The organism is Methylobacillus arboreus, assembly GCF_020532725.1.
Lineage (GTDB): Bacteria > Pseudomonadota > Gammaproteobacteria > Burkholderiales > Methylophilaceae > Methylobacillus > Methylobacillus arboreus.
This window is the reverse complement of sequence record NZ_JAJAVC010000003.1, coordinates 839,041-865,551: the sequence shown is the minus strand read 5'-3', so window position 1 is coordinate 865,551 and position 26,511 is coordinate 839,041. Positions and strand designations below refer to the sequence as shown.

Annotated in this window: 22 protein-coding genes and 2 tRNA genes; 19 read left to right on the top strand and 5 right to left on the bottom strand. The window is 51.4% G+C overall.

Going from position 1 to position 26,511, the window contains the following annotated elements:
• Window positions 1-96: 96 nt before the first annotated feature.
• Window positions 97-2,136 (top strand): excinuclease ABC subunit UvrB, encoded by a 2,040-nt coding sequence (uvrB, locus tag LG198_RS04085; RefSeq protein WP_230341878.1) that lies wholly within the window; start codon window positions 97-99, stop codon window positions 2,134-2,136.
• Between the two features lie 106 nt (window positions 2,137-2,242).
• On the opposite strand, the gene LG198_RS04080 is transcribed toward uvrB, so the two are convergent.
• The gene (locus tag LG198_RS04080; RefSeq protein WP_230341877.1) at window positions 2,243-4,936 is read right to left on the bottom strand and encodes an Rne/Rng family ribonuclease; all 2,694 of its coding nucleotides are present in this window, start codon (window positions 4,934-4,936) and stop codon (window positions 2,243-2,245) included.
• A 583-nt stretch (window positions 4,937-5,519) separates the two neighbouring features.
• Here LG198_RS04080 and LG198_RS04075 point away from each other — a divergent pair.
• From LG198_RS04075 to LG198_RS04060, 4 genes are read left to right on the top strand one after another with little or no spacing between them, the layout of a single operon-like run.
• Window positions 5,520-6,500, top strand: a complete 981-nt coding sequence (locus tag LG198_RS04075) for an RluA family pseudouridine synthase (RefSeq protein ID WP_407659130.1) — start codon at window positions 5,520-5,522, stop codon at window positions 6,498-6,500.
• Window positions 6,493-7,149, top strand: a complete 657-nt coding sequence (locus LG198_RS04070; protein WP_230341875.1) for an HAD-IA family hydrolase — start codon at window positions 6,493-6,495, stop codon at window positions 7,147-7,149. Before LG198_RS04075 ends, LG198_RS04070 begins: the two co-directional genes overlap by 8 nt.
• Window positions 7,150-7,180: 31 nt before the next feature.
• Entirely contained in the window at window positions 7,181-7,483 is a 303-nt protein-coding gene (locus tag LG198_RS04065) for a Rieske (2Fe-2S) protein (protein ID WP_230341874.1), read from the top strand.
• A complete protein-coding gene (locus tag LG198_RS04060; RefSeq protein ID WP_230341873.1) occupies window positions 7,476-8,414 on the top strand; it encodes a S49 family peptidase in 939 nt (312 codons plus the stop codon). The genes LG198_RS04065 and LG198_RS04060 overlap by 8 nt, the downstream gene beginning before the upstream one ends.
• A 64-nt stretch (window positions 8,415-8,478) precedes the next feature.
• Here the strand turns inward: LG198_RS04060 and pgi are convergent, their stop codons facing one another.
• Window positions 8,479-10,131, bottom strand: a complete 1,653-nt coding sequence (gene pgi, locus LG198_RS04055) for a glucose-6-phosphate isomerase (protein ID WP_230341872.1) — start codon at window positions 10,129-10,131, stop codon at window positions 8,479-8,481.
• Window positions 10,132-10,469: 338 nt separating this feature from the next.
• On the opposite strand from pgi, the gene rpsF reads away from it, so the two are divergent.
• From rpsF to LG198_RS03995, 12 genes are all read left to right on the top strand, one after another.
• On the top strand, window positions 10,470-10,859 hold the full coding sequence (gene rpsF / locus LG198_RS04050; protein WP_230341871.1) for a 30S ribosomal protein S6: 390 nt from the start codon (window positions 10,470-10,472) through the stop codon (window positions 10,857-10,859).
• Between the two features lie 4 nt (window positions 10,860-10,863).
• Entirely contained in the window at window positions 10,864-11,163 is a 300-nt protein-coding gene (gene priB / locus LG198_RS04045) for a primosomal replication protein N (RefSeq protein ID WP_230341870.1), read from the top strand.
• Between the two features lie 12 nt (window positions 11,164-11,175).
• Window positions 11,176-11,403 carry a 30S ribosomal protein S18 gene (gene rpsR, locus LG198_RS04040; protein ID WP_230341869.1) on the top strand — a complete coding sequence of 76 codons (228 nt, stop codon included), beginning with the start codon at window positions 11,176-11,178 and terminating at the stop codon, window positions 11,401-11,403.
• Window positions 11,404-11,414: 11 nt separating this feature from the next.
• Complete coding sequence (rplI, locus tag LG198_RS04035) at window positions 11,415-11,861, top strand: 50S ribosomal protein L9 (protein WP_230341868.1); 447 nt, start codon at window positions 11,415-11,417, stop codon at window positions 11,859-11,861.
• A 114-nt stretch (window positions 11,862-11,975) separates the two neighbouring features.
• A complete protein-coding gene (gene dnaB, locus LG198_RS04030; RefSeq protein ID WP_230341867.1) occupies window positions 11,976-13,361 on the top strand; it encodes a replicative DNA helicase in 1,386 nt (461 codons plus the stop codon).
• Window positions 13,362-13,363: 2 nt separating this feature from the next.
• Window positions 13,364-14,437: an alanine racemase gene (gene alr, locus LG198_RS04025; RefSeq protein ID WP_230341866.1), complete on the top strand. Its 1,074-nt coding sequence runs from the start codon at window positions 13,364-13,366 to the stop codon at window positions 14,435-14,437.
• Window positions 14,437-15,801: a DNA repair protein RadA gene (radA, locus tag LG198_RS04020; RefSeq protein ID WP_230341865.1), complete on the top strand. Its 1,365-nt coding sequence runs from the start codon at window positions 14,437-14,439 to the stop codon at window positions 15,799-15,801. Before alr ends, radA begins: the two co-directional genes overlap by 1 nt.
• Window positions 15,802-15,961: 160 nt before the next feature.
• Window positions 15,962-16,051 (top strand) — tRNA-Ser (locus tag LG198_RS04015).
• A gap of 583 nt (window positions 16,052-16,634) precedes the next feature.
• Window positions 16,635-16,710 (top strand) — tRNA-Asn (locus LG198_RS04010).
• Between the two features lie 831 nt (window positions 16,711-17,541).
• Window positions 17,542-18,351 carry an energy transducer TonB gene (locus LG198_RS04005; RefSeq protein WP_230341864.1) on the top strand — a complete coding sequence of 270 codons (810 nt, stop codon included), beginning with the start codon at window positions 17,542-17,544 and terminating at the stop codon, window positions 18,349-18,351.
• A gap of 50 nt (window positions 18,352-18,401) precedes the next feature.
• Complete coding sequence (locus tag LG198_RS04000) at window positions 18,402-19,142, top strand: MotA/TolQ/ExbB proton channel family protein (protein ID WP_230341863.1); 741 nt, start codon at window positions 18,402-18,404, stop codon at window positions 19,140-19,142.
• Window positions 19,142-19,549, top strand: a complete 408-nt coding sequence (locus LG198_RS03995; RefSeq protein ID WP_230341862.1) for an ExbD/TolR family protein — start codon at window positions 19,142-19,144, stop codon at window positions 19,547-19,549. The genes LG198_RS04000 and LG198_RS03995 overlap by 1 nt, the downstream gene beginning before the upstream one ends.
• Window positions 19,550-19,673: 124 nt before the next feature.
• Here the strand turns inward: LG198_RS03995 and LG198_RS03990 are convergent, their stop codons facing one another.
• On the bottom strand, window positions 19,674-20,315 hold the full coding sequence (locus tag LG198_RS03990; RefSeq protein ID WP_230341861.1) for a peroxiredoxin: 642 nt from the start codon (window positions 20,313-20,315) through the stop codon (window positions 19,674-19,676).
• 336 nt (window positions 20,316-20,651) lie between these two features.
• Here LG198_RS03990 and LG198_RS03985 point away from each other — a divergent pair, with 336 nt between their 5' ends.
• Together LG198_RS03985 and LG198_RS03980 are read left to right on the top strand one after the other, a co-directional pair.
• Entirely contained in the window at window positions 20,652-22,415 is a 1,764-nt protein-coding gene (locus LG198_RS03985; protein WP_268866770.1) for an ABC transporter ATP-binding protein, read from the top strand.
• Window positions 22,416-22,622: 207 nt separating this feature from the next.
• A complete protein-coding gene (locus LG198_RS03980) occupies window positions 22,623-22,898 on the top strand; it encodes a cupin domain-containing protein (protein WP_230341859.1) in 276 nt (91 codons plus the stop codon).
• Between the two features lie 70 nt (window positions 22,899-22,968).
• On the opposite strand, the gene LG198_RS03975 is transcribed toward LG198_RS03980, so the two are convergent.
• Both LG198_RS03975 and map read right to left on the bottom strand, forming a co-directional pair.
• Complete coding sequence (locus LG198_RS03975) at window positions 22,969-25,542, bottom strand: [protein-PII] uridylyltransferase (RefSeq protein WP_230341858.1); 2,574 nt, start codon at window positions 25,540-25,542, stop codon at window positions 22,969-22,971.
• Window position 25,543: 1 nt separating this feature from the next.
• Window positions 25,544-26,347, bottom strand: a complete 804-nt coding sequence (map, locus tag LG198_RS03970) for a type I methionyl aminopeptidase (RefSeq protein WP_230341857.1) — start codon at window positions 26,345-26,347, stop codon at window positions 25,544-25,546.
• Window positions 26,348-26,511 lie beyond the last annotated feature (164 nt).

Here is a 26,511-nt window from a genome sequence, read left to right as displayed (position 1 = left end):
CTCCGTGTCCGGAATGCAAACCAGCGAGAGACGGAAACAGGCGCACAGAACCTGCATGCCTGTTAAAATCAGAATCCCGTCTCACTGGTGATTGCTGTGATTGTCACTTTCCCAAACAGTAAATACAAGCTTTTTCAACCATTCCAGCCCGCAGGCGACCAGCCGGTAGCGATAGAGCGCCTGACCGAAGGCATTAATGAAGGTTTGCGGTTCCAGACATTGCTCGGCGTGACCGGGTCGGGCAAGACATACACTATGGCTAACGTGATTGCCCGCACCGGGCGTCCCGCGATTGTGATGGCGCCCAACAAGACGCTGGCTGCCCAGCTTTATTCGGAGTTCAAGGAGTTCTTTCCGCAGAATGCGGTGGAGTATTTCGTTTCCTATTACGATTATTACCAGCCCGAAGCCTACGTGCCTTCGCGCGACCTGTTCATTGAGAAAGACTCCAGCATCAATGACCATATCGAGCAAATGCGCCTTTCAGCGACCAAGGCCCTGCTTGAGCGCGAGGACAGCATCATTGTCGCTACGGTATCCGCGATCTATGGTATCGGCGACCCGGGTGAATACCATGGCATGGTGCTGCATATCCATTTGGGCATGAAAGTCACGCAGCGCGATATAGTGAACAAGCTCATTGCGATGCAATACGAACGTAACGACTTTGATTTTTCCCGTGGCGCTTTCCGCGTGCGTGGCGATGTGCTGGATGTGTTCCCTTCGGAAAACAGTGAAACGGCAGTGCGTATTAGCCTGTTTGATGATGAGATTGAGAGCATCACCCTGTTTGACCCGCTGACCGGGCAACTTTTCAACAAAATCCACAACTTCCGCATTTTTCCTTCCAGCCACTATGTCACAGCGCGGGAAGCCACGATACGCGCGATGGAGACCATCAAGCAGGAGCTGCGCGAACGTGTGGACTTTTATATCAAGAACAACAAGCTGGTAGAAGCGCAACGCATTGAGCAGCGCACGCGCTTCGACCTGGAAATGCTCAACGAGATCGGCTTCTGCAAGGGTATCGAAAACTACAGCCGCCACCTGACCGGCCGCAGTCCTGGCGATGCGCCGCCGACGCTGATTGACTACCTGCCGGACAACGCGCTCATGATCATTGACGAGAGCCACGTTACCGTGCCGCAGATTGGCGGTATGTACAAGGGTGACCGTGCGCGCAAGGAAAACCTGGTGGATTACGGCTTCCGTTTGCCATCTGCCGTGGATAACCGGCCGCTCAGGTTTGAGGAGTTCGAACGCATCATCCCTCAATGTATTTTCGTAAGTGCCACACCTTCAGAATATGAAGCCACGCACCAGCAGCGCGTGGTGGAACAGGTGGTGCGCCCTACAGGGCTGATAGACCCGGAGATTATCGTCAAGCCTGCGGATACTCAGGTTGACGACCTGTTGTCGGAAATCAAGCTCAGGGTAGATGTGGGCGAACGTGTACTGGCTACCACGCTGACCAAGCGCATGGCGGAAGACCTGACCGACTATCTCGCTGAACATGGCGTGCGCGTACGCTACTTGCATTCCGACATTGATACGGTGGAGCGCGTGGAAATCATCCGTGACCTGCGGCTGGGCGAATTTGATGTCCTGGTTGGCATCAACCTGCTGCGTGAGGGGCTGGATATTCCCGAAGTTTCATTGGTGGCAGTGTTGGATGCGGACAAGGAAGGTTTCTTGCGCTCTGAGCGTTCCCTGATCCAGACTGCGGGACGCGCCGCGCGTAACCTTAACGGCAAGGTGATTTTCTACGCCAACCGGGTGACGCGTTCTATGAAGCTGGCGATGGATGAAACCCAGCGCCGCCGTGAAAAGCAAATAGCCTTCAATACTGAGCATGGCATCACGCCCAAGGGGGTGAGCAAGCGTATCAAGGATATTATCGAGGGCGTCTACAGCAAGGAAGATCACCAGCGTGAGCGCAAGGCTGCGGAAGAGCAGGCCAGTTATGAGAGCATGAGCGAGAAGGATGTGCTCAAGCAGATGAAGCGCTTGGAAAAAGCCATGCTGGAAAGTGCCAAAAATCTCGAATTTGAGAAGGCTGGCGAATATCGGGATCAGTTGAAAAAGCTCAAGACCATGTTCTATGGCGCGGTAATTCCAGATGAGCCGCCCCAATAAAAGGAACAATCCATCAGGCGTAACCTAGTTTCACAAGCTCCCAATGCCTGATGATGGATATAAGAAAGCCCTGACAAGTCAGGGCTTTTTCTTTGCTGCTTATGGGTTACTTCTGGGTTTCAACCATTACCAACGGTTCGCCGCCTGCTTCCGCCTGCGCCGCTTTTTGCTGCCAGGCGGCTGGCTTGCGTGAAGCGCGTTTTGCCGGTGCTTCCTCTATGGGAGCAACAGACTTGATGGCTTCTGCCTTGGTTTCTACCAGTTGCAGGCCGGATGCCGCCAGGTCGGCTGGCTTTTCGGCCTCAGCCTTACGGCGGCGAGGTGCGCGTGGCTTTTTCTCAGGCTTGGCAGTTTCTACAGGCGACTCTTCACCTGATTCAACAGCCTTTGCCTTTGCAGCGGGTGTGTTTTCCGCAACGGCTTTGCTATCCGTGCTGGCTACAGCTTCAATCGGCGTTTCCTTGACCTTGGTTTCTACCACGGGTGCGGAGGCCTCGATTGTAGCGGCTTCGGACTTGGCAACTGGCAGCGGTGCTTCCTCGCGCAGGTTGGCCTTGGCTTCAGTTTTAACCGGTTCTGCTTTGGTTTCGGCTTTGGGTTTGGATACAGCCTCCAGCTTGGTTTCTACCGGCGCAACGGTTCCTGCGGTTTTTTGTTCTTCCACAGGCGTTGTCGGTTGAGCTTGAGACTCTGCTGGCACCTGTACCTCGTCAGTAGATTGCTGGCGGTTTTCACGGTTTGCATTTTCGTTGCGAGGCTGACGCTCGCGACGGCCATTGCGTCCGCGACGGTTGCCACGTTGCTCACCACCAGTTTCCACCGGAGTCTCTGCCTGCAAGGCAGGCGTTGCCTGCTGTTGCGGCTTGGGCTGGCGCTCGGCGCGTTCTGGACGCTCTGCTTTTTCCTGGCGCGGTTGTGTTGCGCGTTGATCAGCCTGTTGCGGACGGCGGTCATTATTGCCGCGTTGCTCTTTACGCTGTTCCTGGCGTTGTTCGCCTTGAGCCTGGCGGTCATTCCCAGTGCGCTCGCCGCGACGGCTGTTGTTACGACGCTGGTTGTTGCGGCCAGTGTCGCGCCGCTGGCTTTCCTCTTGCGGCTTGGTTTCCGGCTTGGGTGCAGTCACGTTGGCAAGCCAGGACTTGAAACGGCCAAGCAGGGATGTGGCGGCGACTGGCTTTTCCTTGGCTGTTGGCGCAGGAGAAGTTGGCGTGATGCCTTTTACTGCCGCTTCAGGCTTGGCTGGCTTAGGTTCATTCGCGATGGCTGCTTCTATGGTTTCGGAAGGCAGCTCAACCATCTCGTAGCTGGCACGGCCTGTTTCTTCCACATCATCATGGCGAATGCGCAGGATGTTGTAGTTTGGGGTTTCCATGTGGATATTGGGGATCAATACCACTTGCACGCCCATGCGCTGCTCGATCTTGTGAATTTCAGAGCGCTTTTCATTGAGCAGGAAGGTAGCGGCTTCGACAGGCAGTTGTACCTGGATGATAGCGCTGTTTTCCTTCATGGCTTCTTCCTGCGTGATGCGCAGGATATGCAGCGCGGTCGATTCTATACCGCGGATATGCCCTGTGCCGTGGCAGCGGGGGCAAGGAATGTGGTTGGATTCACCCAGGCTAGGGCGCAGGCGCTGACGCGAAAGCTCCAGCAAGCCGAAACGGGAGATCTTGCCGGTTTGCACGCGGGCACGGTCATGGTGCAGCGCTTCACGCAGGCGGTTCTCGACCTCACGCTGGTTGCGCTGGCTTTCCATATCGATGAAGTCAATCACAACCAGGCCGCCCAGGTCGCGCAGGCGCAACTGGCGTGCTACTTCGTCAGCAGCTTCCAGGTTGGTGTTGAATGCGGTCTGCTCGATGTCGCTGCCCTTGGTGGAGCGGCCGGAGTTGACGTCCACGGAAACCAGGGCCTCGGTATGGTCAATCACGATTGCCCCGCCGGAAGGCAAGCGGACTTCGCGCGAAAATGCAGACTCAATCTGGTGCTCGATCTGGAAGCGGGAGAACAATGGGATTTCGTCGCGATAGAGTTTTACGCGGGCCACATTGTTCGGCATGACGTGATTCATAAACTGCACGGCTTGCTCATGCACGTCAGGGGTATCGATGAGGATTTCGCCGATATCAGGCTGGAAATAATCGCGGATTGCACGGATCACCAGGCTGCCTTCCTGGTAGATCAGGAAAGGGCCGCTCTGGATGGTGGAAGCGTTTTCGACGGCAGACCAGAGTTGCAGCAGGTAGTTGAGATCCCATTGCAGTTCCTCAGCGCTGCGGCCGATGCCTGCAGTGCGGGCGATGATGCTCATGCCGTTTGGCACTTGCAGTTGCGCCATGGTGTCACGCAGTTCGTTGCGGTCTTCGCCTTCAATACGGCGGGAAACACCACCGCCTCGTGGATTGTTGGGCATCAATACCAGATAGCGGCCAGCCAGCGAGACGAAAGTGGTGAGGGCGGCACCCTTGTTGCCACGTTCATCCTTGTCCACCTGGACAATCAGCTCCTGGCCTTCTTTCAGTACATCCTGGATGCGCGGGGTGCGGCCGGATTCACCGTCGTTCTGGAAATAGCTGCGGGCGACTTCCTTGAATGGCAGGAAACCGTGACGGTCGGTGCCGTAGTTGACGAAAGCGGCTTCCAGGGATGGCTCGATGCGGGTGATGACACCCTTGTAGATATTGCTCTTGCGTTGTTCCTTGCCGGCGGATTCAATATCGAGATCGATAAGTTTTTGTCCGTCGACAATGGCGACACGGAGTTCTTCCGATTGTGTCGCATTAAATAGCATGCGTTTCATTTATGACTCCCGCGCTCTTGTGCGGGTAGCAGACCGTGCCATTTCTGGCGGCGGAGCAGTGCTATGACTGAAGTGCCATGTTTATACCTGTCATGCAGGTTGCATTGACACGATACGAGCAGATTAAAATCCGCAGGAGGTAACGCGAAACAATAGTTTCTCAATTTTTCGGCTAGGCAGTTCTTTGCCTTCAGGCCGCTTTTCCCTTGGTGCGGTTTAGCACATGCCGTAGCGTCTTGAGCTACTTGGGAAAAGATTTTCTAATACCGATATGGTTCGGTATCAGCTTGAATTTGTTAACGAAAGCTTTCGTAAACTATTGGGTTCTAAACCCCGATACGTCTATTCTGTCTCGGATTAGCCGGCATTATCGGCTAATATGCTATTTTTTCAGTATATCCTGGGCCGTGCGCCACATTAACAATCTTGGTCTGCGGCGGCTAGAGCGCATTATTTCTATTACAAAATCGCTACTTGTTTCAATTGGCGAGCGAGTTAACCAAGGTGTTTTTTCATTGCAGGTAAATCATTCCTGAAGAAGCGCTTAGCGCATTTACTTCAAGATCGTCGTAGTATAGGTGAGATGGCTAATTTAAGCAAAACAAGAAATCAATTTAATCCTGCAGCTGTCAACATGCTCACCATAGATGAAGCCAGCGAAGGGCAAAGAGTTGATAATTTTCTGGCGAAAATCCTCAAAGGCGTGCCTAAAAGCCACGTTTACCGCATTCTGCGTAGCGGCGAGGTCCGGGTAAACAGCAAGCGTGTGGATGCAAGCGCTAAGCTCAACCTGGGCGACCAGGTGCGTGTGCCGCCAGTGCGCATGACCCAGCCGCAAGCGGAGTCAGTCACAAGGCCGGTCACCTCCAAATTTGATGGGGCGGTTATTTTCGAGGACGAAGCCTTGCTTGTCATCGACAAGCCCGCAGGTTTTGCGGTGCATGGGGGGAGCGGAGTCAGCCGCGGCGTGATTGAGCAGTTGCGGCTGGAACGCCCGCATGCCAAGTTCCTCGAGCTAGTGCATCGCCTGGACCGTGAAACCTCTGGCGTTTTGCTGCTTGCCAAGAAGCGTAGCGCATTGGTCAACCTGCATGACGCCATCCGTAACAATCAGACCGACAAGCGCTATCTGGTACTGGTACATGGCCAATGGAAAGACCAGAAGCGCCGCGTTAAGCTGCCTTTGCACAAATTTGTGCTCTCAAGCGGCGAGCGACGCGTGGCGGTGCAGGATGATGGGCAGAATTCTGAAACTATTTTTTATTTGCGACAGTCTCTGGGAGAGTTCACCCTGCTGGAGGCACAGTTGGTCACTGGCAGAACACACCAACTGCGTGTGCAGTTGTCACATTTAGGCTTCCCGATTGCCGGGGATGATAAATATGGCGATTTTGCCTTGAATAAATCCTTGCAGAAGCAAGGCCTGAAGCGCATGTTCCTGCACTCGGCAGAAACCAATTTACATCATCCGATCAGCGGGGAAAAGTTGAAATTAATCGCATCGTTACCAAAGGAACTTAATAAATTTATTGAGGTTTTAAACGCGGAGTCCGGACATGGGTAAGCGTTTTGACCTGATTGTGTTTGACTGGGACGGCACGCTTGCCAATTCCACCCAGATTATCGTCAACAGCATTCGCAAGGCCGCGATAGAGACCGGTCTGGAAGACCCAGGCCAAGAAGCTGCCAGCAGCATTATTGGACTGGGGCTGCGCGAAGCCATCGAGCAATTGTTCGGTGTGATTACCCAGGAACAGATCCAGCAGATGGCTGCACATTACAATGTGCATTACAACGCGCACCAGGATGATGTGCTGCTCTTTGATACGGCCTACGATACTGTCGCCAGGCTCAATCAGCAGGGCTATATGCTGGGGGTTGCGACCGGCAAGGGGCGGCGTGGCTTGGACCATGCGCTGGCGCATAGCGGGCTGGGAACATTTATTCATGGCACCCGGTGTGTTGATGAGTGCCATTCCAAACCGCATCCGCAGATGCTGGACGAACTGATGAATGAGTTCGGCGTCGAGCAGGAACGCACGCTGATGGTGGGCGATACCAGTTTCGACCTGCAGATGGCGCAGAATGCCAGGGTTTCCAGCCTGGGTGTTACCTATGGTGCCCATCCGCTTGAGCGCTTGCTGCCGCATTCGCCGCTGGCGCATTTTGACGATTTTGCTACACTCAGCCAATGGCTGGAAATGAACGCCTGATTTTCATAACCTGGAAGATGACGGCAAGGGAGTGCGCTTTAAACTTCCCGAGCTTGGTTCCCATGTCACAGGTTTTGCGGTCCGCTTCGGCGGCAAGGTCTACGCTTACCTCAACCGTTGTGCGCATATTTCGCTGGAACTGGACTGGAACCCTGGCGAGTTTTTTGATTTGAGTGGCCAATATCTGATCTGCGCGACGCATGGCGCGCATTTTCAACCGGATACCGGTTATTGTGTGGCCGGGCCCTGTCACGGGCAGATGCTGGAGTCCGTGCAGGTAAAAGAGCAAGAACAGCAAATATTCATCAACCTGGAAAGCTTAACGAATGTCTGATAACCATCCCAATGGCTCCAACTGGGAGCGCGATACGCTGCATCAGCTTGCCTTGGCTACGGTCAAGGAGCAGCGCCGCTCACGCCAATGGAGTATTTTCTTTAAATCACTCGGTTTCCTCTATCTGTTCATCATCCTGTTCTATGTGACAGGGTGGAATGAAAGTTCCAGCACCTCGGCGGAACACACGGCACTGATCGATATCAATGGCGTGATTGGCAGTGATGATGTCGTGAATGCGGATGGTGTGATTTCAAGCCTGCAATCCGCTTATGAAAGCAAGGGCACCAAGGGGATCATCCTGCGCATCAACAGTCCTGGCGGCAGCCCGGTGCAGGCAGGCATCATTAATGACGAGATCAAGCGCCAGCGTAAATTGCATCCCAATATCCCGGTGTATGCTGTAGTGCAGGACGTGTGCGCCTCAGGCGGCTATTACATCGCAGTGGCCGCCGACAAGATTTTCGTTGATAAGGCCAGCATCGTTGGTTCGATCGGCGTATTGATGGATGGATTCGGCTTTACTGGCGCCATGGAAAAGTTTGGCGTGGAGCGCCGCCTGATGACCGCCGGCAGCAACAAGGCCATGCTGGATCCGTTTTCGCCGGTAAATCCCAAGCACCAGGCGTTTGCCCAGCAAATGCTGGACCAGATCCATGCCCAGTTCATTACAGTAGTGCGTGAAGGGCGTGGCAAGCGCCTCAAGGAAACGCCCGAGACTTTCAGTGGCCTGTTCTGGAGCGGCGAAAGCAGTGTGGAAATGGGGCTTGCAGACGCATTTGGCAGCTCTGACTATGTCGCACGTGAAGTCATCAAGCAGGAAAACGTGGTGGACTTTACCGCCAAGGAAGGATTGGCCGATAGGTTTGCCAAGCGTTTGGGGGCCGGTGCCAGTGCAAGTTTACTGGGTAAGAAGTTCGGCTTGGAATAATCCCGGATAGATTGCAATAAAAAAGCCACGGAGATCGTGGCTTTTCTTTTTTATATCAATGTGGTTATTCTTTAAACTTAAAGTAGTTCATCAGGCCGTTGGTTGAGCTGTCGTACTCTGTGGACCGCTTGCCATCATTCAGTTGTGGCAGGATCTTCTTGGCAATCTGCTTGCCATATTCCACACCCCATTGATCGAATGAATTGATGTTCCAGATAATGCCTTGCACGAAAATCTTGTGCTCATAAATGGCGATCAGCTTGCCTAGGGTCTTGGGCGTGAGCTTGTCGAACAGGATGGTGGTGCTCGGGCGGTTACCTTCAAACACCTTGTGAGGCAGCAGCGTCTCCAGCTCTTCGCCGCTCAGACCTTGGGCCACGAGTTCGGCCTTGGCTTCGTCCAGTGTCTTGCCTTGCATGAGCGCGCTGGTTTGGGCAAAGCAGTTGGCAAGCAGGATCAGGTGGTGCTCATTGCCATTCTTGCCGACGTGGTATTGGCTTTCCAACGGCATCATGAAGTCGCAGGGAATCAAGCGGTTGCCCTGATGGATCAACTGGTAGAAGGCGTGCTGGCCATTGGTTCCAGCCTCTCCCCAGATGATGGGGCCTGTGGTGCATTGTACGATGCGGCCGTCGCGTGCGACAAACTTGCCGTTGCTTTCCATGTCGGCTTGCTGCAGGTAGGCAGGGAAGCGTGCCAGGCCTTGGTCGTATGGCAGGATGGCCAGGCTGTCCGCGCCAAAGAAATTGTTGTACCAGACGCCCAGCATGGCCATGATAACCGGGATGTTCTGTTCCAGCGGCGCATTCCTGAAGTGCTGGTCAATCTCGTGGCCGCCTTGCAGTAGGTCCTCGAAATTGTCCATGCCGATGTAAATGGCAATAGATAAGCCAATCGCGGACCAGAGCGAGTAACGGCCGCCTACCCAGTCCCAGAATTCGAACATGTTGGCGGCGTCAACACCAAACTTGGCGACTTCATCCGCATTGGTAGAAATGGCGACAAAATGCTTGGCGACGTGAGCTTCATCCTTGGCTGCCTGCAGGAACCAGTCGCGGGCGGAATGCGCGTTGGTCATGGTTTCCTGGGTAGTGAAAGTTTTGGAGGCGACGATAAATAGCGTTGTTTCCGGGTCGCATTGCTCCAGGGTCTGCACCAGGTGGGTGCCATCGATATTGGATACGAAATGTGCGTTCAGCCCGTCCTGGGCATAAGGCTTGAGTGCGCCACAAACCATCACCGGGCCAAGATCGGAGCCGCCTATGCCGATATTGACGATATCGGTGATGCGCTTGCCGCTATAGCCTTTCCACTCCCCGGAGCGGATACGCTCGCTGAAGCTGCGCATTTGGGCCAGCACACGGTTGACCTCGGGCATGACATCCTTGCCGTCGACGTGGATAGGCGTGTTGCTGCGGTTGCGCAGGGCCGTGTGCAGGACGGCGCGGTTTTCGGTGAAGTTGATCTTTTCGCCTGCAAACATGCGATCCCGCCATTCCTCAACCTTGGAATCACGCGCCAGCTGGAACAGTAGCGGCAGGGTTTCATCCGTGATGCGGTGCTTGGAATAATCCAGCAGCAGGCCTTGGGCTTTCAGGGAGAATTTTTCGAATCGGCGCCCATCCTTGATAAACATATCGCGCATTTGCAGCGGAAGGATTTCTTGGTAATGGGCGCTAAGATCATGCCAGACTGGACAGTTTGTTGGGTTTGTCATTGCGGGTTATATGTTTATTGGTAATGTATAAAATGGGTTGGTCACATGTTTCTTATTGTAGGTTTAGCGCTAAGTTGGCATGTCAATCCAAACAGCCTGCTTGATAGATGACCAGATTCAATCCTAATGATTCTATTCAATTCTGAATAAATAAACAATTTCAGTCTAAGCCATTATCTGGTGATTGGGGTTTCTGGTTGAGGTAGATTACATGACTGGGTATAAAGAAAAGCTAAGGTTGTGATTGATTAATCGACATTTTTTGGCTATAGTGGCGGGCTTTCCACCTTGCCTTACCGTTTCGCATGCGGAAGGCTATTAATCCACAAGGAGAATGTATGCGACATTATGAAGTTGTTTTCATCGTCCATCCGGACCAAAGCGAGCAAGTGCCCGCGATGATCGAGCGTTACCGTACGCTGGTCACTTCCAACGGCGGTGCTATCCATCGCCTGGAAGACTGGGGCCGTCGCCAACTGGCTTACCCAATCCAGAAAATCCACAAGGCACACTACGTGCTGATGAATATCGAAGTCAGCCAGGCTGTATTGGATGAGCTTGAGCATGCATTCAAGTTCAACGATGCCGTGCTGCGCCACCTGACGCTGAATACCAGCGAAGCCGTTACTGAGCCATCCCCAATGATGAAGGAAGAAAAGTCCAAGTCATTGCTGGCTAACAAGGACGAAGCTGCCGCACCTGCAGCAGCAGAGCAGGCGTCTGCTTAATTAAGTGAGTTTAAACCGGCTGGAGCTGAGCGGTGAGTTTGCCAATGTGGCTGAACTCCGCTACACCCCGGCAGGAATACCAGTACTGAGCTTTCATCTGCACCATGTTTCCGAGCAGATAGAGGCGGGAATGAAGCGCAAGGTTGAGTGTGAGGTGTCAAGCATGGTCATGGGCCAGCTGGCGCTGGAAGCACAGGAAATCGAAGCGGGCAGCAGGGTCGCGGTAAGCGGCTTTCTTGCCAGGCGTAGCCTCAAGAGCGCTCAACTGGTGTTGCATATACAAACATTAAAGAAAATTATCTGAAAGGTTTTTATCATGGCACGTGACATGTTCAAACGCCGCCGCTACTGCCGTTTCTCGGCAGAGGGCATCAAGCAAGTGGATTACAAGGATGCTGATCTGCTTAAGGATTTCATCAATGAAAACGGCAAGATCATCCCAGCCCGTATTACCGGTACCAAGGCCAAGTATCAGCGCCAGCTGACTACAGCAGTGAAGCGTGCTCGCTTCCTTGCGCTTCTGCCATACACTGACAAGCACTAAGAGGTGAGACCATGCAAGTTATTCTGTTGGAAAAAGTAGTAAACCTGGGTAACCTCGGTGACATCGTCAAGGTCAAAGACGGCTACGGCCGTAACTTCCTGATCCCTCAAGGCAAGGCCAAGCGCGCGACTGAAGCCAACAAGGCTGAATTTGAAGTGCGCCGCGCTGAACTGGAAAAGCAACAAGCCGGACTGCTTGCCGCTGCCCAGCAACGCGGCGAGAAGCTGGCAGGCTTCCTGTTGCAAGTGACCCAGAAAGCCGGTGTTGATGGCCGCCTGTTCGGTTCAGTCACCAATGGCGATATCGCTGAAGCTCTGAGTGCACAAGGCTTTGAAACTGCTAAGGCCGAAGTGCGTTTGCCGGATGGTCCGCTCAAGGCTATCGGTGATCACCAGGTCAGCATTGCCCTGCATCACGATGTGATTGTGGACATCACGGTTTCCGTACTCGGCGAGTAATCATCCGCCCTGGCTTGCGCCAGTATCAAAAAGGCCGCTTTTGAGCGGCCTTTTTTATTGACCATTGCTGACGGTGCCATGACGAAGCCGCCCGGTAAATTGCTATAATGCCGCATGGCTGACGATATCCTAGAATCCCTAAAACTTCCCCCGCATTCCGTTGAAGCTGAGCAATCCGTACTGGGTGGCTTGTTGCTTGAAAATGAGGCGATGGACCGTATTGCCGATATCCTTGGCCCGGATGATTTCTACCGCCATGACCACAAGCTGATTTTCGGGCATATCAGCCGCCTGTTCGAGCGTAGCAGGCCTGCAGACATCGTGACAGTGGCAGAGTCCCTCGAAAATGCTGCGGAGCTTTCCAGCGTAGGTGGTTTGGCGTACCTGGCTGCATTGGCACAAAATACGCCAACGGCTGCCAATATCCGCCGTTATGCCGAGATTGTGCGTGAACGTGCCGTCATGCGTAAGCTGGTGGAAGTGGGTTCCAGCATTGCGGAAAGCGCCTATAATCCGTTAGGGCGCGATGCCCAGCAATTGCTGGATGAGGCTGAAGCCAGAATATTCCAGATTGCTGAAGGTGGTAAACGTTCGACCCAGGGTTTTCTTGATATGAAAACTTTGTTGCCGCAGGTGGCAGATCGTATTGATTCGCTTTATCAACGTGACAATCACAGTGATGTCACTGGTATCCCAACGGGTTTCACTGATTTGGATTCGATGACCTCTGGTATGCAATCTGGCGACCTGATTATTGTTGCTGGACGACCATCAATGGGTAAGACGGCATTCTCGCTTAATATCGCCGAAAATGTTGCCCTGGATACTGGCAAGCCAGTCGCTGTGTTCTCTATGGAAATGGGCGCAACGCAGTTGGTGACCCGGATGATAGGATCCGTCGGCAAGTTGGATCAGCACCGTATGCGTAACGGTAATCTTGAGGATGAAGATTGGGTACGCTTGACCACGGCGCTGGGCAAGCTCAACGAGGCGCCGATTTATATTGACGAGGGTGCGGGTTTGAGTTCTTTCGAAGTGCGTGCGCGTGCGCGCCGCCTGCATCGCCAAGTTGGAGAGCTGGGTCTAATTGTTATTGACTATTTGCAATTGATGACAGGAGCTTCGGCAGGCGGCAGGAGTGAAAACCGTGCCACTGAGATTTCAGAAATTTCCCGCTCACTCAAAGCCTTGGCAAAAGAGCTTGATGTGCCGGTCATTGCATTGTCTCAGCTCAACCGCAGTGTGGAGCAGCGCCCTGACAAACGTCCGGTGATGTCTGATTTGCGTGAATCAGGCGCTATCGAGCAGGATGCCGACTTGATTCTCTTCATCTACCGCGATCAGGTCTATAACCCAGATAGCCCCGACAAGGGCACGGCGGAAATCATCATCGCCAAGCAGCGTAATGGTCCCATCGGCCGTGTTCGCCTGACCTTCCTAGGTGAGAATACCCGCTTCGAGAACTTCGTTGGCCAGTACGAAGACAACTACGGCGAATAACCATGCGGGCAATCAAGGCGATAGTGAATTTGGCAGCGTTGCGGCATAACCTTGCCGTTGTACGCAAGCTTGCTCCAGATACCAAAGTGTTGGCCATAGTCAAGGCGGACGCATACGGGCATGGCTTGTTGCGCGCAGCGTCCGGGCTTGAAGATGCTGATGGCTTTGGCGTGCTGCGCTTGAGCGAGGCTCTGGCATTGCGTGAGGCTGGATACAGCCAGGTGCTTTTGCTGCTCGAGGGAGTTTTCAGCATCGATGAGCTTCATGCCGTGGCCGAGCATGGCATTAGTATCGTGGTACACAACGAACAGCAGCTTGCCATGCTGGAAACGAGGGCAGGGGAGCTTGCCCGGCCTGTATCGGTATTCCTGAAAATGAATAGCGGCATGAACCGCCTGGGTTTCAAGCCAGGCAGCTATCAAAGTGCATGTCGACGATTGCAGGATTGTCCTGCCGTTGCTGATATCATCTTGATGACCCATTTTGCTACCGCGGATGATGACCAGGGCATTGCTGAACAATTGGCAGTGTTTAATGCTACGACAGCGGAATTGAACAATCCTGTCAGCCTTGCCAACTCCGCGGCTATCCTGCGTTTTCCAGAAGCATATCGAGACTGGGTACGACCAGGCATCATGCTCTACGGCGCGTCGCCGGTTGCTGGCAGCAGTGCAGCCAGTTTTGGCTTGACTCCGGCAATGCGATTCACCAGTGAGGTTATCGCCGTGCAAACCCTGGAAGCTGGAGAGAGTCTGGGCTACGGCGCGCGCTTTACTGCGTCGCAAACCACCAGGATTGCTGTTGTGGCTTGCGGCTATGCGGACGGTTACCCCCGTCATGCGCCCAATGGCACCCCGATTGCGATTGACGGCCAGCCAACCCAGACCCTGGGACGGGTCTCCATGGATATGCTGTTTGCGGATATCACCTATTTGCCAAATGCCAAGGTCGGCAGCGCGGTTGAGCTATGGGGCGAAACAGTGTCCGTGGACGCGGTGGCTGAAGCAGCCGGTACCGTGGGATATGAATTGTTGTGTGCAGTGGCGCCAAGAGTGCCATTCAAGGTGATAGGCTGATGGCCAAGGCGAAAACCATTTATGTCTGCACCGAGTGCGGTGGCCAAACGCCCAAGTGGCAAGGCCAATGCCCGTCATGTATGGCATGGAACACCTTGGTTGAAAGCATTGCGGAAACAACCGGCAGCAGCCAGAACCGCTACGCGGCGCTTACGCAATCCAGCGGATTGCAGAAACTTGCGGACGTCGAGGCTACCGATGTGCCGCGGCATCCGACCGGCATTCAAGAGTTCGACCGCGTACTGGGCGGCGGGCTGGTGCCAGGAGGGGTGGTGTTGATTGGCGGCGATCCGGGCATAGGCAAGTCTACCTTGTTGCTGCAAACCCTGTGCCATGTCGGCAAGGTTCGCAAGGCGATCTATGTTTCAGGAGAGGAATCCGCCCAGCAGATTGCCATGCGTGCAAAACGCCTTGGGTTGGATGCCGGCCCAGTGGAGTTATTGGCAGAAATCGGCCTGGAAAAAATCCTGACTATCTTGCAGCAACACAAGCCCGAAGTTGCCGTGATTGACTCGATACAGACGCTTTATTCCGAAGCCTTGCAGTCCGCCCCTGGTTCTGTTGCACAAGTGCGAGAGTGCTCGGCGCAATTGACCCGGTTTGCCAAGCAATTGGGCGTAACCATTATCCTGGTCGGTCATGTTACCAAAGAAGGTTCATTGGCAGGCCCGCGCGTGCTGGAACATATCGTTGATACCGTGCTGTATTTCGAGGGTGACCAAAACTCCAGTTTTCGTCTTGTACGGGCATTCAAAAACCGCTTTGGCGCAGTAAATGAACTGGGCGTGTTTGCCATGACAGAAAAAGGCCTACGCGAAGTCAGCAACCCTTCCGCTTTGTTCCTTTCCCATCATGCTGAACAGGTCGCTGGCTCCTGCATCACCGTCACTCAAGAGGGAACTAGGCCATTGCTTGTTGAAGTGCAGGCCCTGGTTGACGAAGCTCATGCCCCCAATCCCAAGCGTTTGTGCGTTGGGCTGGAGCAAAACCGGTTAGCCATGCTGTTGGCTGTCCTGCATCGCCATGCGGGTGTAGCTTGTTTCGATCAGGATGTTTTCATCAATGCAGTAGGGGGGGTGCGGATCAGCGAACCTGCTGTTGATCTGGCGGTATTGCTTGCGATTGTCTCCTCTCTGAAAAATAAGCCGCTGGACAATAAGCTGGTTGTATTTGGCGAGGTTGGCCTGGCGGGAGAGGTACGTCCAGTGCAGCGTGGGCAGGAGAGGCTGCGAGAAGCGGCCAAGCTGGGCTTTACCCATGCCATTGTGCCTAAATCTAACTTGCCGAAGCAAGCGATTAGTGGCCTGGAGGTCAAAGGTGTAGAGCGCCTTGAGCAAGCCTTGCAACTGCTACGGAACGGTTGATTGCCGAGAGTTATGTAGAGCATTGTATTTAATTTAATTCTTAATAAGTACGATCGTACTTATTAAGGCTGTTATAACAAAGTCACGAACGCAACGATTCCATTTGGTAAAAAGCTTGGTTCTAATGGGAAATTTAATATATAATCCGGCCTCGTTTTGCGGAGAGGTGGATGAGTGGTTTAAGTCACCACCCTGGAAAGGTGGCACAGGGGCAACTCTGTCGAGGGTTCGAATCCCTCCCTCTCCGCCAAGCCTGCTTCAAGTCCTGAAGCTGCCCAAAGCCAGTAGAACATAGCTGTTATGGATATACACTGGCAAGTATTTAAACTCTTCTCTGTAGCGCATCCCTGATGATGTCGTACCCTACTAGTGACGGCAAAATTACCCTAAAACCGTTAGTCTCCCAAGTATAGAACTTATTACTGTTCATCTTGCATGAGTTCATGCAGCCAAGCAAGATAACACTATCCTTTGAGGATCATCGATCCAGTAAAACCTCAATAATACTCTCGCATCCAACCAAACAGGCAGATGTAGGGATGACTCTTTGCTGTCTTAGTACAAGAATCGTTATCTGGCACTGATAGAGCAACAAAATTACATAATTGGAGCGAGACTGGGTGAGCTTACAATATTAGGAGTGCTTGGTTAAACCAAACCAAGCATGTTTCACCGAAGGGTGTTTTATAGTGAGTATGGAGAGCAATTGATTAAAAAAGGAAATTTCGGATAGGTCAAAAGCCGACTAAACTGAACAAGAAAAAACTGTCACTTTCCGCATAAAAATAGTTGACCACTCCCCGCCAGCCCAGTATAGTAGCGCCTTCATCGATTCCCCGATAGCTCAGTCGGTAGAGCAACGGACTGTTAATCCGTGTGTCCCTGGTTCGAGCCCAGGTCGGGGAGCCAGATTGAAAGCCCGCTATAAACTATTTGTTTATAGCGGGCTTTTTGCTTTCTGCAAGGCTACATTTTGTCTTCCCAGTAAACCAAATCCATCCCCTTATTTTTCATTGCTTCTACGATAGTGGCGATATCGTGTTATGGAAGAGTTGCTTTAGGCTCCATCTCACCAAAATCAAAGTAATTCCTTTGTTTCAGGCTGTTCTTTGAAATCTTAAACTCCGAAGGCGTATGGGTGTGCCCGCACGCCGCGTGAAATTCCAATACATTAATATCGTGTGAGGTAGACAAAGGCATGGGGGAGAAATGCTAGGGAACCAGGGCGACTATTGTATGTGCAAAATATTGATGCGAATAGAAGTCCTATGGGTTCTGAGTGACGATGGAGTAGGGCGTCGTAGCTGAGAGCTTTGCCGAATATATTTAATTTAGTCTACGGAAGCTTCACACTTTGTTTCATTCTAATCAGCTCTTTATGTTTAAAAATCAACATTTATTGGAGTGTGTGTTGATTTTTAAACATAAATAAAATGATTTATCCACCTCTTTATAATTTAAGTGATTAATTTGTAATAAATAAAATTATTTTTGGAAAGTATGGCACATTGGTTGCTAATATATTGAAATTAGAATATTAAGTTTGTTTTATATATTGTTTTTATATTTTTATATAATGATTGGCTATTAGATTTTCCAAACTTAATTCTTCAAAATACGTTTATCTGATTCGCTTTATTTTAGATGGCGCGATCACTAGTTTAATTTGTTAAGTAATTCAAATGTAAGAGCTAAGCCTCTCCATCATCATCTGGATTAAAGTAAAAGGAGAAAATTTAAGTGTCTACTTCTGCCTTGAGGCCTTCCGACCTATTGGCTACAGGAGATCTGCGTAGCAGTGATTCTGTGTCTAAACGGGTGGCAGATGCTACTAGGCACATTGACCATTCTTTCGTTTTTAGACAAAAGCAACTTGAGGCTGAAGCATCAGGCAAAGGCTCAGGAAGAAATTATGTTGCTTTAGGGATTGTGGTTATTGTTGCTCATGTGGTCGGTTTGTATTTTTATATTAATACTCAACATATTCCCGTTGTTAAACCAAGGCCGGTGGAGATTGAAATCATTAAACCAGTGATAGAGCCGCCTCCAGAGGTAAAACCACCACCGCCACCTCCACCACCGCCGCCGAAAAAGGTTCAGCCACCACCCAAGCCTGCATTGAAAACGCCAGAGGCGGTACCGGAGCCTGATATTCAGCCTGAGGATATAGTCATCCCTGAAAATACGACAGCTGAGCCGACTCCAGGCCCTGTTGAGGCGGCACCACCTGAACCTCCTGCACCTCCGGCCCCGCCACCTGAGGAGCCGGTCACAGAGGCATTTGGAGGCTTGGGGTATTTAAACAATCCTCCGCCTAAGTATCCACCATTTGCAGCACGTCAAGGATGGCAAGGCACTGTAACTCTTAGGGTACGGGTATTAGCAAATGGAAGTGTAGAGCGTATTGAAGTGGCAAAGTCCAGTGGGCGCAAAGTCTTGGATGATGCTGCAATTGCGGCTGCAAAAGGCTGGGAGTTTGCGCCTTCTAAACGCGGCAATACGCCGATTGATGGATGGGCAACTGTCCCGGTTCAATTTACACTGAATTAATAGCTAAATTTTGATTTTAGATTTTGTGATAAGTTTTTTAAGGAAAAATTATGTTTGATATTGAAAATTCCAACTCTTTGATTGTTGATAGTGTTCTATATATCTTGATTGCATTCTCTGTCGTAACCTGGACCTTGCTGCTTGTTAAAGGTTTTCAGCACTGGAGAGCTGCTAGCCAAACGAAGAAATATAAAAAAGCTTTTTGGAGCGCACCTAATATTCTAGCTGCTGCCGAGATCGCTGAAGTTGACGGTCCTGCTGCCCGTGTGGCCCAGGCTGGCTTCAATACCCTTCATGATGTTGACAGCCATGCTTCCCATGATCTGGAACATACTGGGGATCGCCAGGATTTGCTTGAACGCTCTTTGCGTCAGCAAATTTTGAAAGAGCGCCGCAGTCTTGATAGTGGATTAGCTGTATTGGCTAGTATTGGCAGTACATCTCCATTTGTCGGTCTGTTCGGCACTGTATGGGGCATCATGAATGCTTTAACGAATATTGGCGCATTGGGTTCTGCAAGCCTGGAAGTTGTTGCCGGGCCAATTGGTGAGGCGCTCATAGCTACTGGCTTAGGGATTGCTGTAGCGGTTCCTGCGGTCTTGGCTTTTAACTTTTTCACTCGTCGCTTGAAGCTGATTAATGGCGATCTTGACGATTTTGCGGCAGATTTGATTCGATTGTCCCGTAAAGTTAATTTTGCGGGAGATAAACAAGTTGAGTCTGCTACTTCCAAGCAAGCTCAAGACAATAATTCTTCTGTTGTAAATCTAAAAAATGAGGCATTTGCATAATGGCATTCTCTTCTACTACTGAGTCTGATGAAGTATTAAGTGAGATCAACATTACACCTCTTGTTGATGTGATGTTGGTATTGCTAGTTGCTTTTATCGTGACGATTCCTGTACTTAACAATGCAATTACGGTGAATTTGCCGAAGACAGCTGCTACTCAGCCACCAGAGCCAAAGAAACCAGTGACAGTGAGTGTGGATGCTGAGGGCAAGGTTTATGTTGATAAACAAGAGTTTCTAATTACTCAATTGGAAGCAGAACTGAAAAATCGTCAGGCGGCTAATCCTGAACTTGTCTTGCATCTAAGCTCTGATGAGGCAGTTAATTATGGAGTGGTTGCAAAGGTGATGGCATCTATCGAAAGAGCTGGCATTACCAAGCTTGCTGTATTGACTCAGGCCGAATAAGTACAGCATATTAAAAAAGCCGCATAACCCTATGGTTATGCGGCTTTTTGTTTAGGTCTGATAAAGATTCTCAAGACTATTTCGGCTCCAGATATTGCCCATTCAGGTTCCGTTAAGAGTTACCTTATTTATTTGGCTGTGGAGTGAGCCTTAGGTAGGGCTTTACCGCTTTATAGCCCTTGGGGAACTTTTGCTTGAGCACTTCTGGGTCGGTAATTGATGGCACGATGACAACGTCATCCCCATCTTGCCAGTTGGCAGGAGTGGCTACGCTGTGATATTCGGTCAGTTGCAGGGAGTCGATCACGCGCAAGATTTCGTTGAAGTTGCGGCCGGTACTGGCGGGATAGGTTAGTGTCAGGCGGATTTTTTTCTTCGGATCGATAATGAATACAGAGCGTACAGTGGCGGTAGTGCTAGCATTGGGATGAATCAAGTCATACAGTTCTGATACCTTGCGGTCAGCATCAGCAATGATGGGGAAGTTTACTTCAGTATTCTGGGTTTCATTGATATCGCTGATCCAGCCCTTGTGAGAGTCAACAGGATCTACAGAAAGGGCAATTGGTTTGATATTGCGTTTCTTGAATTCGCTTGCCAGCTTTGCGGTGGCGCCAAGTTCTGTTGTGCATACTGGGGTATAGTCGGCTGGATGAGAGAATAAAATGGCCCAGCTATCACCTAGCCATTCATGGAATGAGATTGTGCCGATGCTGGAATCCTGGGTAAAGTCGGGTGCGGTATCACCCAAGCGTAGTGTTGCCATGTTGAGGCCTCCTGGTTAATTCTAAATCTGGGTCGTTCATAAGCCTATAGTGTGCTGTTGCATGCAGGCTATTAAAATAATCAAGGTAGCGCTTCATCGTCTGAAGCGCTACCTTGATTTAATCATACTGAATAGTCACCTGTTATGGTTGTTTGTTATATGTTTATTCAGTTGCGTCGGTTTACTTGAGTAAGAAACTTTTATTCAATATATTTGAAAAGAAATTGCAGAAAACTTATGGTGATTTCTTGTAGTGATATTAATTAGACAGAAAACCGCAGTCATCATGTAGTTGCTTAGCCAAATTTAAAATCCAATTTTTCCTATCGATATTTTATGCATCCCCTGAAACGATTATTCATCTATGCTCGCCAATATCGACGCGATGCATGGATTGCTTCCCTGTATTCCTTGCTTAACAAGATTTTTGATGTTTTACCCGAAATTTTGATTGGCATGGCGGTCGATGTTGTTGTCAACCAAAAGACCTCTTTCCTGGCGGGTGTTGGTGTCGTAGAGCCGCGTGACCAGCTTGCCTTGCTTGCAATCCTCACGGTAGTGATTTGGGTCGGCGAGTCTTTGTTTCAGTATCTTTATGATGTGCGCTGGCGCAATCTTGCTCAGAACCTGCAACACGACCTGAGAATGGAGGCATACAAGCATGTGCAGCAGCTTGAGCTTGCCTACTTTGAGCGTAATCGTAGCGGCAACCTGTTAGCTATTCTCAATGAGGATATCAACCAGATGGAGCGCTTCTTTAACGGAGGCTTCAATAGCTTGATCCAGGTCTTTTTTGGTTCGTTCTTGGTGGGTGGGGTATTTTTCATTCTTACTAAGGAGCTGGCGTTCCTTGCCTTGATTCCCGTTCCCTTTATCCTGTATGGCGCATTCTGGTTCCAGTCGAAACTGGCGACACGTTATACCTCGGTGAGGGCAGCAGCGGGCGCCCTTGCAGCTAGACTGAACAATAATCTGCAAGGCATTGCCACGGTAAAGGCTTATGCCTCGGAGGAGATTGAGGCGCGGCATATTCGCGCTGCTTCAAATGTCTATCGCGAGAAAAATGCAGAAGCGATCATGCTATCGGCAGCCATTACGCCTGTGATCCGGATTGCCATCCTGGCTGGATTTACGGTGACCTTGCTCTATGGTGGTTTTATGGCGCTGAATGGCGAGCTCGGTGTAGGGAGCTATTCTGCCTTGGTATATCTTACCCAGCGTTTGTTATGGCCCTTGACTGGCTTGGCTGAGTTGACAGATCTCTACCAGCGCTCCATGGCTTCCATTCAGCGTGTCATGAATCTCCTGGATACGCCATTAGCGATCCAGTATGGGGGAAAGGCATTGCCAATTTCATTAGTGAAAGGCGATATCAAATTTTCCGGGATACGCTTTGCTTATGATGCCCAGGACAATCAAGCCGCATTGGATCAGTTCAAGCTGCATATACCAGCCGGGAAGACAATTGCGCTAGTTGGCGCTACTGGAGGGGGCAAAAGCACCATCACCAAGTTGCTACTGCGGTTTTATGATCCCCAGCAAGGCAAGATATTGCTAGATGGCAACGATATTGCTTCCCTGGATTTGCAGCAATTAAGGCGTGCGATCGGATATGTAGCACAAGATACTTTCCTGACCGATGCGAGCATTGCCGAGAATATTGCCTATGGACAACCCGACGCCAGCATGGACGCAATTGTTGCTGCAGCAAAAGCCGCTGAAGCACATGAGTTCATCGAGCGTTTGCCAGATGGTTATGCCACTGAAGTGGGGGAACGGGGCATGAAGCTTTCCGGTGGACAACGCCAGCGCCTGGCACTAGCACGCGCCATTCTCAAGAATCCACCCATCTTGATTCTGGATGAAGCAACTTCTGCAGTGGATAACGAAACAGAGGCTGCAATCCAGCGATCACTGAATAAACTCGTGGTCGGGCGCACCAGCATTATTATTGCGCACCGATTATCTACAGTACGTCATGCAGATTGTATTTATGTGCTGGATCATGGGCGGATAGTGGAATCTGGCAGTCATGAAACGCTGTTGAGCACAGGAGGGGTCTATGCAGAGCTTTGGAGATTGCAAACTGGGGAAGTTTAAAATTATTTATAAATAGTTGGTTAAGTATATTTTTTAAAGTGAAATATTAATTTATTAATAGGTATAGCTGATTTAATATGTTTGTTCGGATACAACAACATCTCACATTAGCGAGTTATGCTGATGGCGGGTAGCATGCTAGAATCTTGCTCATGCCGGAGCTCCGGCTATTAGCTTTTAATGAATCGGATTAATCAAGGACTGTAAATGAGCCAAATTATTATTGAACACAACCCAAGTGAAGAGAAGCTGAAGCAATTGGGTGTTGCAAACTGGTCTATCTGGGAAAAGGAAGTTTCCAAGTTCCCATTGGATTTCGGTATCAAGGAAACTGCATACGTTCTGGAAGGTGAAATCCTGGTAACCCCTAAGGGTGGCGAGCCTGTGCGTATAGTTCCTGGCGACCTGGTTGTGTTCCCAGTTGGTCTGGAAAGCAGCTGGGAAGTGGTTAAGCCGCTGCGCAAGCACTACAAACACGGTTAATTGCTAAGATCGTGAAGTAAAAAGCCCCATCACATAGATGGGGCTTTTTTATTGGGTATGAGTTATGGAATTAAAGCTGTTTACGCAGTGCTGTATCCAATTGTGTCAGGGTTTCCAGGCTTAACCGTTGCCCGGATTGATCGGAAATTAGGAAGGTGTCCTCCGCACGGTTGCCCAATGTATTGATTTTTGCAGTATGCAGACGGATGTGATGTTGTTGTAATACATGGGCGATCCGAGAAAGCAGGCCGGGCCTGTCGTTAGTGGCAATATCCAATATGGTGTTATTGCTTGCGGTTTCTTGTTCAAGCAGGAGTTCCGGCTTGATTGGCATGTGCTTTACTTGACGGCTGATGCGGCCTTGCACTGGGGCGTCCGGTGGAGCCTGGCTTGTCAGTTTTTGCGTTAATTCATATTCAATAAAACTTAATAAATCACGATAGCTTATCTTTTTATCTGATTGATCAAGCACTAGAAAATTATCAAGTGCATAGCCGTGTTGAGTGGTGTATACCTTGGCTTCGACAATGCTGTATCCCAGGCGGCCGAAAAAGCTGCAGATGCGGACAAAGATATCGGCGTGGTCGGGCATGTAGATCATGGTTTGAATGCCATCGCCTGCCGGGCTCAGCCTTGCGCGCACGATGGGTGCTTGCGTGTTGATGTGGGTGAGTAGCAGGCGGGTATTCCAGGCGATAAGCTGCGCTTCGTGGCGCAGGAAGTAGGCTGGCCCCAGTTGCTGCCACAAGGGTTGATAGGCTTGCTCAATGACGCCGTAGTAGCTCAGGATTTCCTTGGCCTGCTGCTGGCGGGCATTGAGTTCTTCATCCAGGTTGCTGCCGCGCAATATGCGCTGCGTGGCGCGGAACAGGTTTTCCAGCAGGGTGGCTTTCCATGCGTTCCACACCTTGGGGCTGGTGCCACGGATATCTGCTACGGTCAGGAGGTAGAGCGCAACCAGGCGCTGTTCGCTGCCTACATAACGCGCAAATTTCTCGACGACTGCAGGATCGGAAAGGTCGGATTTCTGCGCTGTGCTGGACATGACCAGATGGGCCTCAACCAGCCAGGCGACCAGCTCGCCATCTTCTCGTGGCAGATCATGTTGCTTGCAGAAACGTCGGGCATCGACGGCCCCTAGGGTGGAATGGTCTCCGCCGCGTCCTTTGGCAATATCATGAAACAAGGCGCCGAGATACAAGAGTTGTGGTTTGGCAAACTCCTTGAATAAGCGACTGCAAAGCGGGAATTCATGGGTCAGCTCTGGATGGGCAAAACGCCGCAGGTTGGCGAGCACATTGAGAATATGCTCATCGACGGTATAGACATGGAACAAGTCATGCTGCATTTGGCCTGATACGCGTCCAAAAGCTGGCATATAACGACCCAGGACACCGTAGCGGTTCATGCGTTTCAAGGTGCGCGTGATGCCGCGAGTCTGCTGCAGTATTTGCATGAACAGCATCTTGTTCTTTGGATTGTTGCGGAATTGTGGCGTGATCTCGCTCTTGGTTCGATGCAGCGCGCGCAGGAGTTCGGCACCCATGCCCTTGAGTTCTGGATGTTGTTGCAGTGTCAGAAAGCTTTCCAGGATGGCTGAGGGGTCGTCGTAAAGCAGTGTCGGACTCTTGGTCTCCAGTAAGCCATTGACTGCCTCAAAGCGGTTGTTGAGGCTTACCACCGTGTGTTGTTGCGGATAGATACGCTCGCGTAGCACTTGCAGCACGATTTCGTTGATCAGGCCGACGAACTTGGCACTTTGGTAAAAGCTGTGCATCAGCTGCTCGCTGGCGCGTTTGCGTTTGGTGGTGACTAGTCCGAGCTGTGATGCGAGCTCGTTCTGAAAGTCGAAAAGCAGCCGGTCTTCACGGCGGTGGGCCAGGAAGTGAAGGCGTGTACGCAGCATCTGCAGGTTGCGCTCGTGACGGCGCACTTGCTGGGCCGCTTGCTTGGACATGACGCGATTCTTTACCAGCTCACGCCAATTGCTGCCAAGATTGAGTGCGCGGGCAATCCAGATGATCGTTTGCAGGTCGCGCAGTCCGCCAGGACTCTCCTTGATGTTGGGCTCAAGGTTGTAGGCTGTATCGTTGAAGCGGGCATGGCGCTGGTGTTGTTCTTCCACCTTGGCTTCAAAGAATGCCGCAACATCCATGGCGGATGCCATGTTTTGTGCAAAGGCGCTGTAGAGTAGTGTGCTACCGTCAAGATAACGGGCTTCAAGCAGGTTGGTCTGCACGGTCACATCGCGCTGCGCCTCGTCAATACATTCGGTGAGGGTGCGTACGCTATGCCCGATGGCAAGGCCAGTGTCCCAGAGCACCCCGATCAGTTCCTCAATCTTGCGGTTAGTCGTTGCTGTGACATTGTCAGCCAGCAGAATGAGGATATCGACATCGGAGTAAGGAAACAGCTCGCCGCGGCCATAGCCCCCGACGGCAATCAGGCAGGCTTGGGTATTCAGTTCAAACTCTTGCCACAAGGCCCGCAGGATATGGTCAGTCACCGTTGACTGGGATTGCAGCAAACGGCTGACATTGGGCTTTTGCTCAAATGCCTGTCTTAATGTTTCCTGCTGGGCTTGTAGTTCCTGGCGCCACTGGCGTGCAAGGGGTTCGTGTCCGCGAGGGGTTGGCTGCTGCATGCTAGTTTTTGATAAAAGTTGGCGCGGGTGGGGTGCCTGCAGAAACAGTCAGTACTTCGTAGCCGTTCTCCGTGACCAATATGGTGTGCTCCCACTGCGCGGAAAGGCTGTGATCCTTGGTGACGATGGTCCAGCCATCGCCCAGTTGTTTGATATCGCGTTTGCCCGCATTGATCATGGGCTCTATGGTGAAGATCATGCCGGGCTTCAATACGGCTCCCTTGCCAGGTTGTCCGTAATGCAGCACTTGCGGGTCCTCATGGAAGTTCTTGCCGATGCCATGGCCGCAAAACTCGCGCACCACGCTGAAGCCATGCTTTTCGGCGTAGGTCTGGATTGCATGGCCAATGTCGCCCAGTGTTGCGCCTGGCTTAACCTGGTTGATGCCTATCCACATGCAATCGTAGGTAATGTCGGACAAGCGTCTGGCCTGGATTGAAATATCGCCGACATGGAACATGCGACTGGTGTCGCCGTAATAGCCATCCTTGATGACCGTCACATCAATATTGAGCGTGTCGCCGTTCTTGAGCACCTTGTCACCCGGGATGCCGTGGCATATTTGGTGGTTGACCGAGGTGCAGATCGATTTGGGATAGGGCGTGTGTCCATGCGGTGCATAATTGAGCGGGGCGGGGATGGTCTTTTGCACATTGACCATGTAGTCGTGGCAAAGCGCATCCAGCTTGCCTGTGGTGACGCCCGGCTTGATGTGAGGCGTGATAAAATCCAGCACCTCGGCAGCCAATTTGCAGGCCACGCGCATTTTTTCGATATCTTTTTCAGTCTTGATGTTGATTGCCATTGTATTGCAAGGCTTGCGCCCAGGTTTTCCTTGAGTTCGTACAACTGCTTATGGTAGCATACCGCACCCGTTTGGCAGGAGTATGCTCGCTCAAACGTAAATCCTGCAGCTGGTCTGTTTGGCTGGCTGTAAATCTGCACATACGCCCCGTACAGGGTGTCCGC

Coding starts and splice junctions, on each gene's coding strand:
- dnaB (WP_230341867.1), top strand. CDS start 11,976: ATGGCTGACGATATCCTAGAATCCCTAAAACTTCCCCCGCATTCCGTT.
- LG198_RS03975 (WP_230341858.1), bottom strand. CDS start 25,542: ATGCAGCAGCCAACCCCTCGCGGACACGAACCCCTTGCACGCCAGTGG.
- LG198_RS03995 (WP_230341862.1), top strand. CDS start 19,142: ATGGCATTCTCTTCTACTACTGAGTCTGATGAAGTATTAAGTGAGATC.
- LG198_RS04075 (WP_407659130.1), top strand. CDS start 5,520: ATGGCTAATTTAAGCAAAACAAGAAATCAATTTAATCCTGCAGCTGTC.
- LG198_RS04080 (WP_230341877.1), bottom strand. CDS start 4,936: ATGAAACGCATGCTATTTAATGCGACACAATCGGAAGAACTCCGTGTC.
- radA (WP_230341865.1), top strand. CDS start 14,437: ATGGCCAAGGCGAAAACCATTTATGTCTGCACCGAGTGCGGTGGCCAA.
- LG198_RS04070 (WP_230341875.1), top strand. CDS start 6,493: ATGGGTAAGCGTTTTGACCTGATTGTGTTTGACTGGGACGGCACGCTT.
- LG198_RS03980 (WP_230341859.1), top strand. CDS start 22,623: ATGAGCCAAATTATTATTGAACACAACCCAAGTGAAGAGAAGCTGAAG.
- rplI (WP_230341868.1), top strand. CDS start 11,415: ATGCAAGTTATTCTGTTGGAAAAAGTAGTAAACCTGGGTAACCTCGGT.
- rpsF (WP_230341871.1), top strand. CDS start 10,470: ATGCGACATTATGAAGTTGTTTTCATCGTCCATCCGGACCAAAGCGAG.
- alr (WP_230341866.1), top strand. CDS start 13,364: ATGCGGGCAATCAAGGCGATAGTGAATTTGGCAGCGTTGCGGCATAAC.
- map (WP_230341857.1), bottom strand. CDS start 26,347: ATGGCAATCAACATCAAGACTGAAAAAGATATCGAAAAAATGCGCGTG.
- LG198_RS04060 (WP_230341873.1), top strand. CDS start 7,476: ATGTCTGATAACCATCCCAATGGCTCCAACTGGGAGCGCGATACGCTG.
- LG198_RS03990 (WP_230341861.1), bottom strand. CDS start 20,315: ATGGCAACACTACGCTTGGGTGATACCGCACCCGACTTTACCCAGGAT.
- pgi (WP_230341872.1), bottom strand. CDS start 10,131: ATGACAAACCCAACAAACTGTCCAGTCTGGCATGATCTTAGCGCCCAT.
- LG198_RS04000 (WP_230341863.1), top strand. CDS start 18,402: ATGTTTGATATTGAAAATTCCAACTCTTTGATTGTTGATAGTGTTCTA.
- rpsR (WP_230341869.1), top strand. CDS start 11,176: ATGGCACGTGACATGTTCAAACGCCGCCGCTACTGCCGTTTCTCGGCA.
- LG198_RS03985 (WP_268866770.1), top strand. CDS start 20,652: ATGCATCCCCTGAAACGATTATTCATCTATGCTCGCCAATATCGACGC.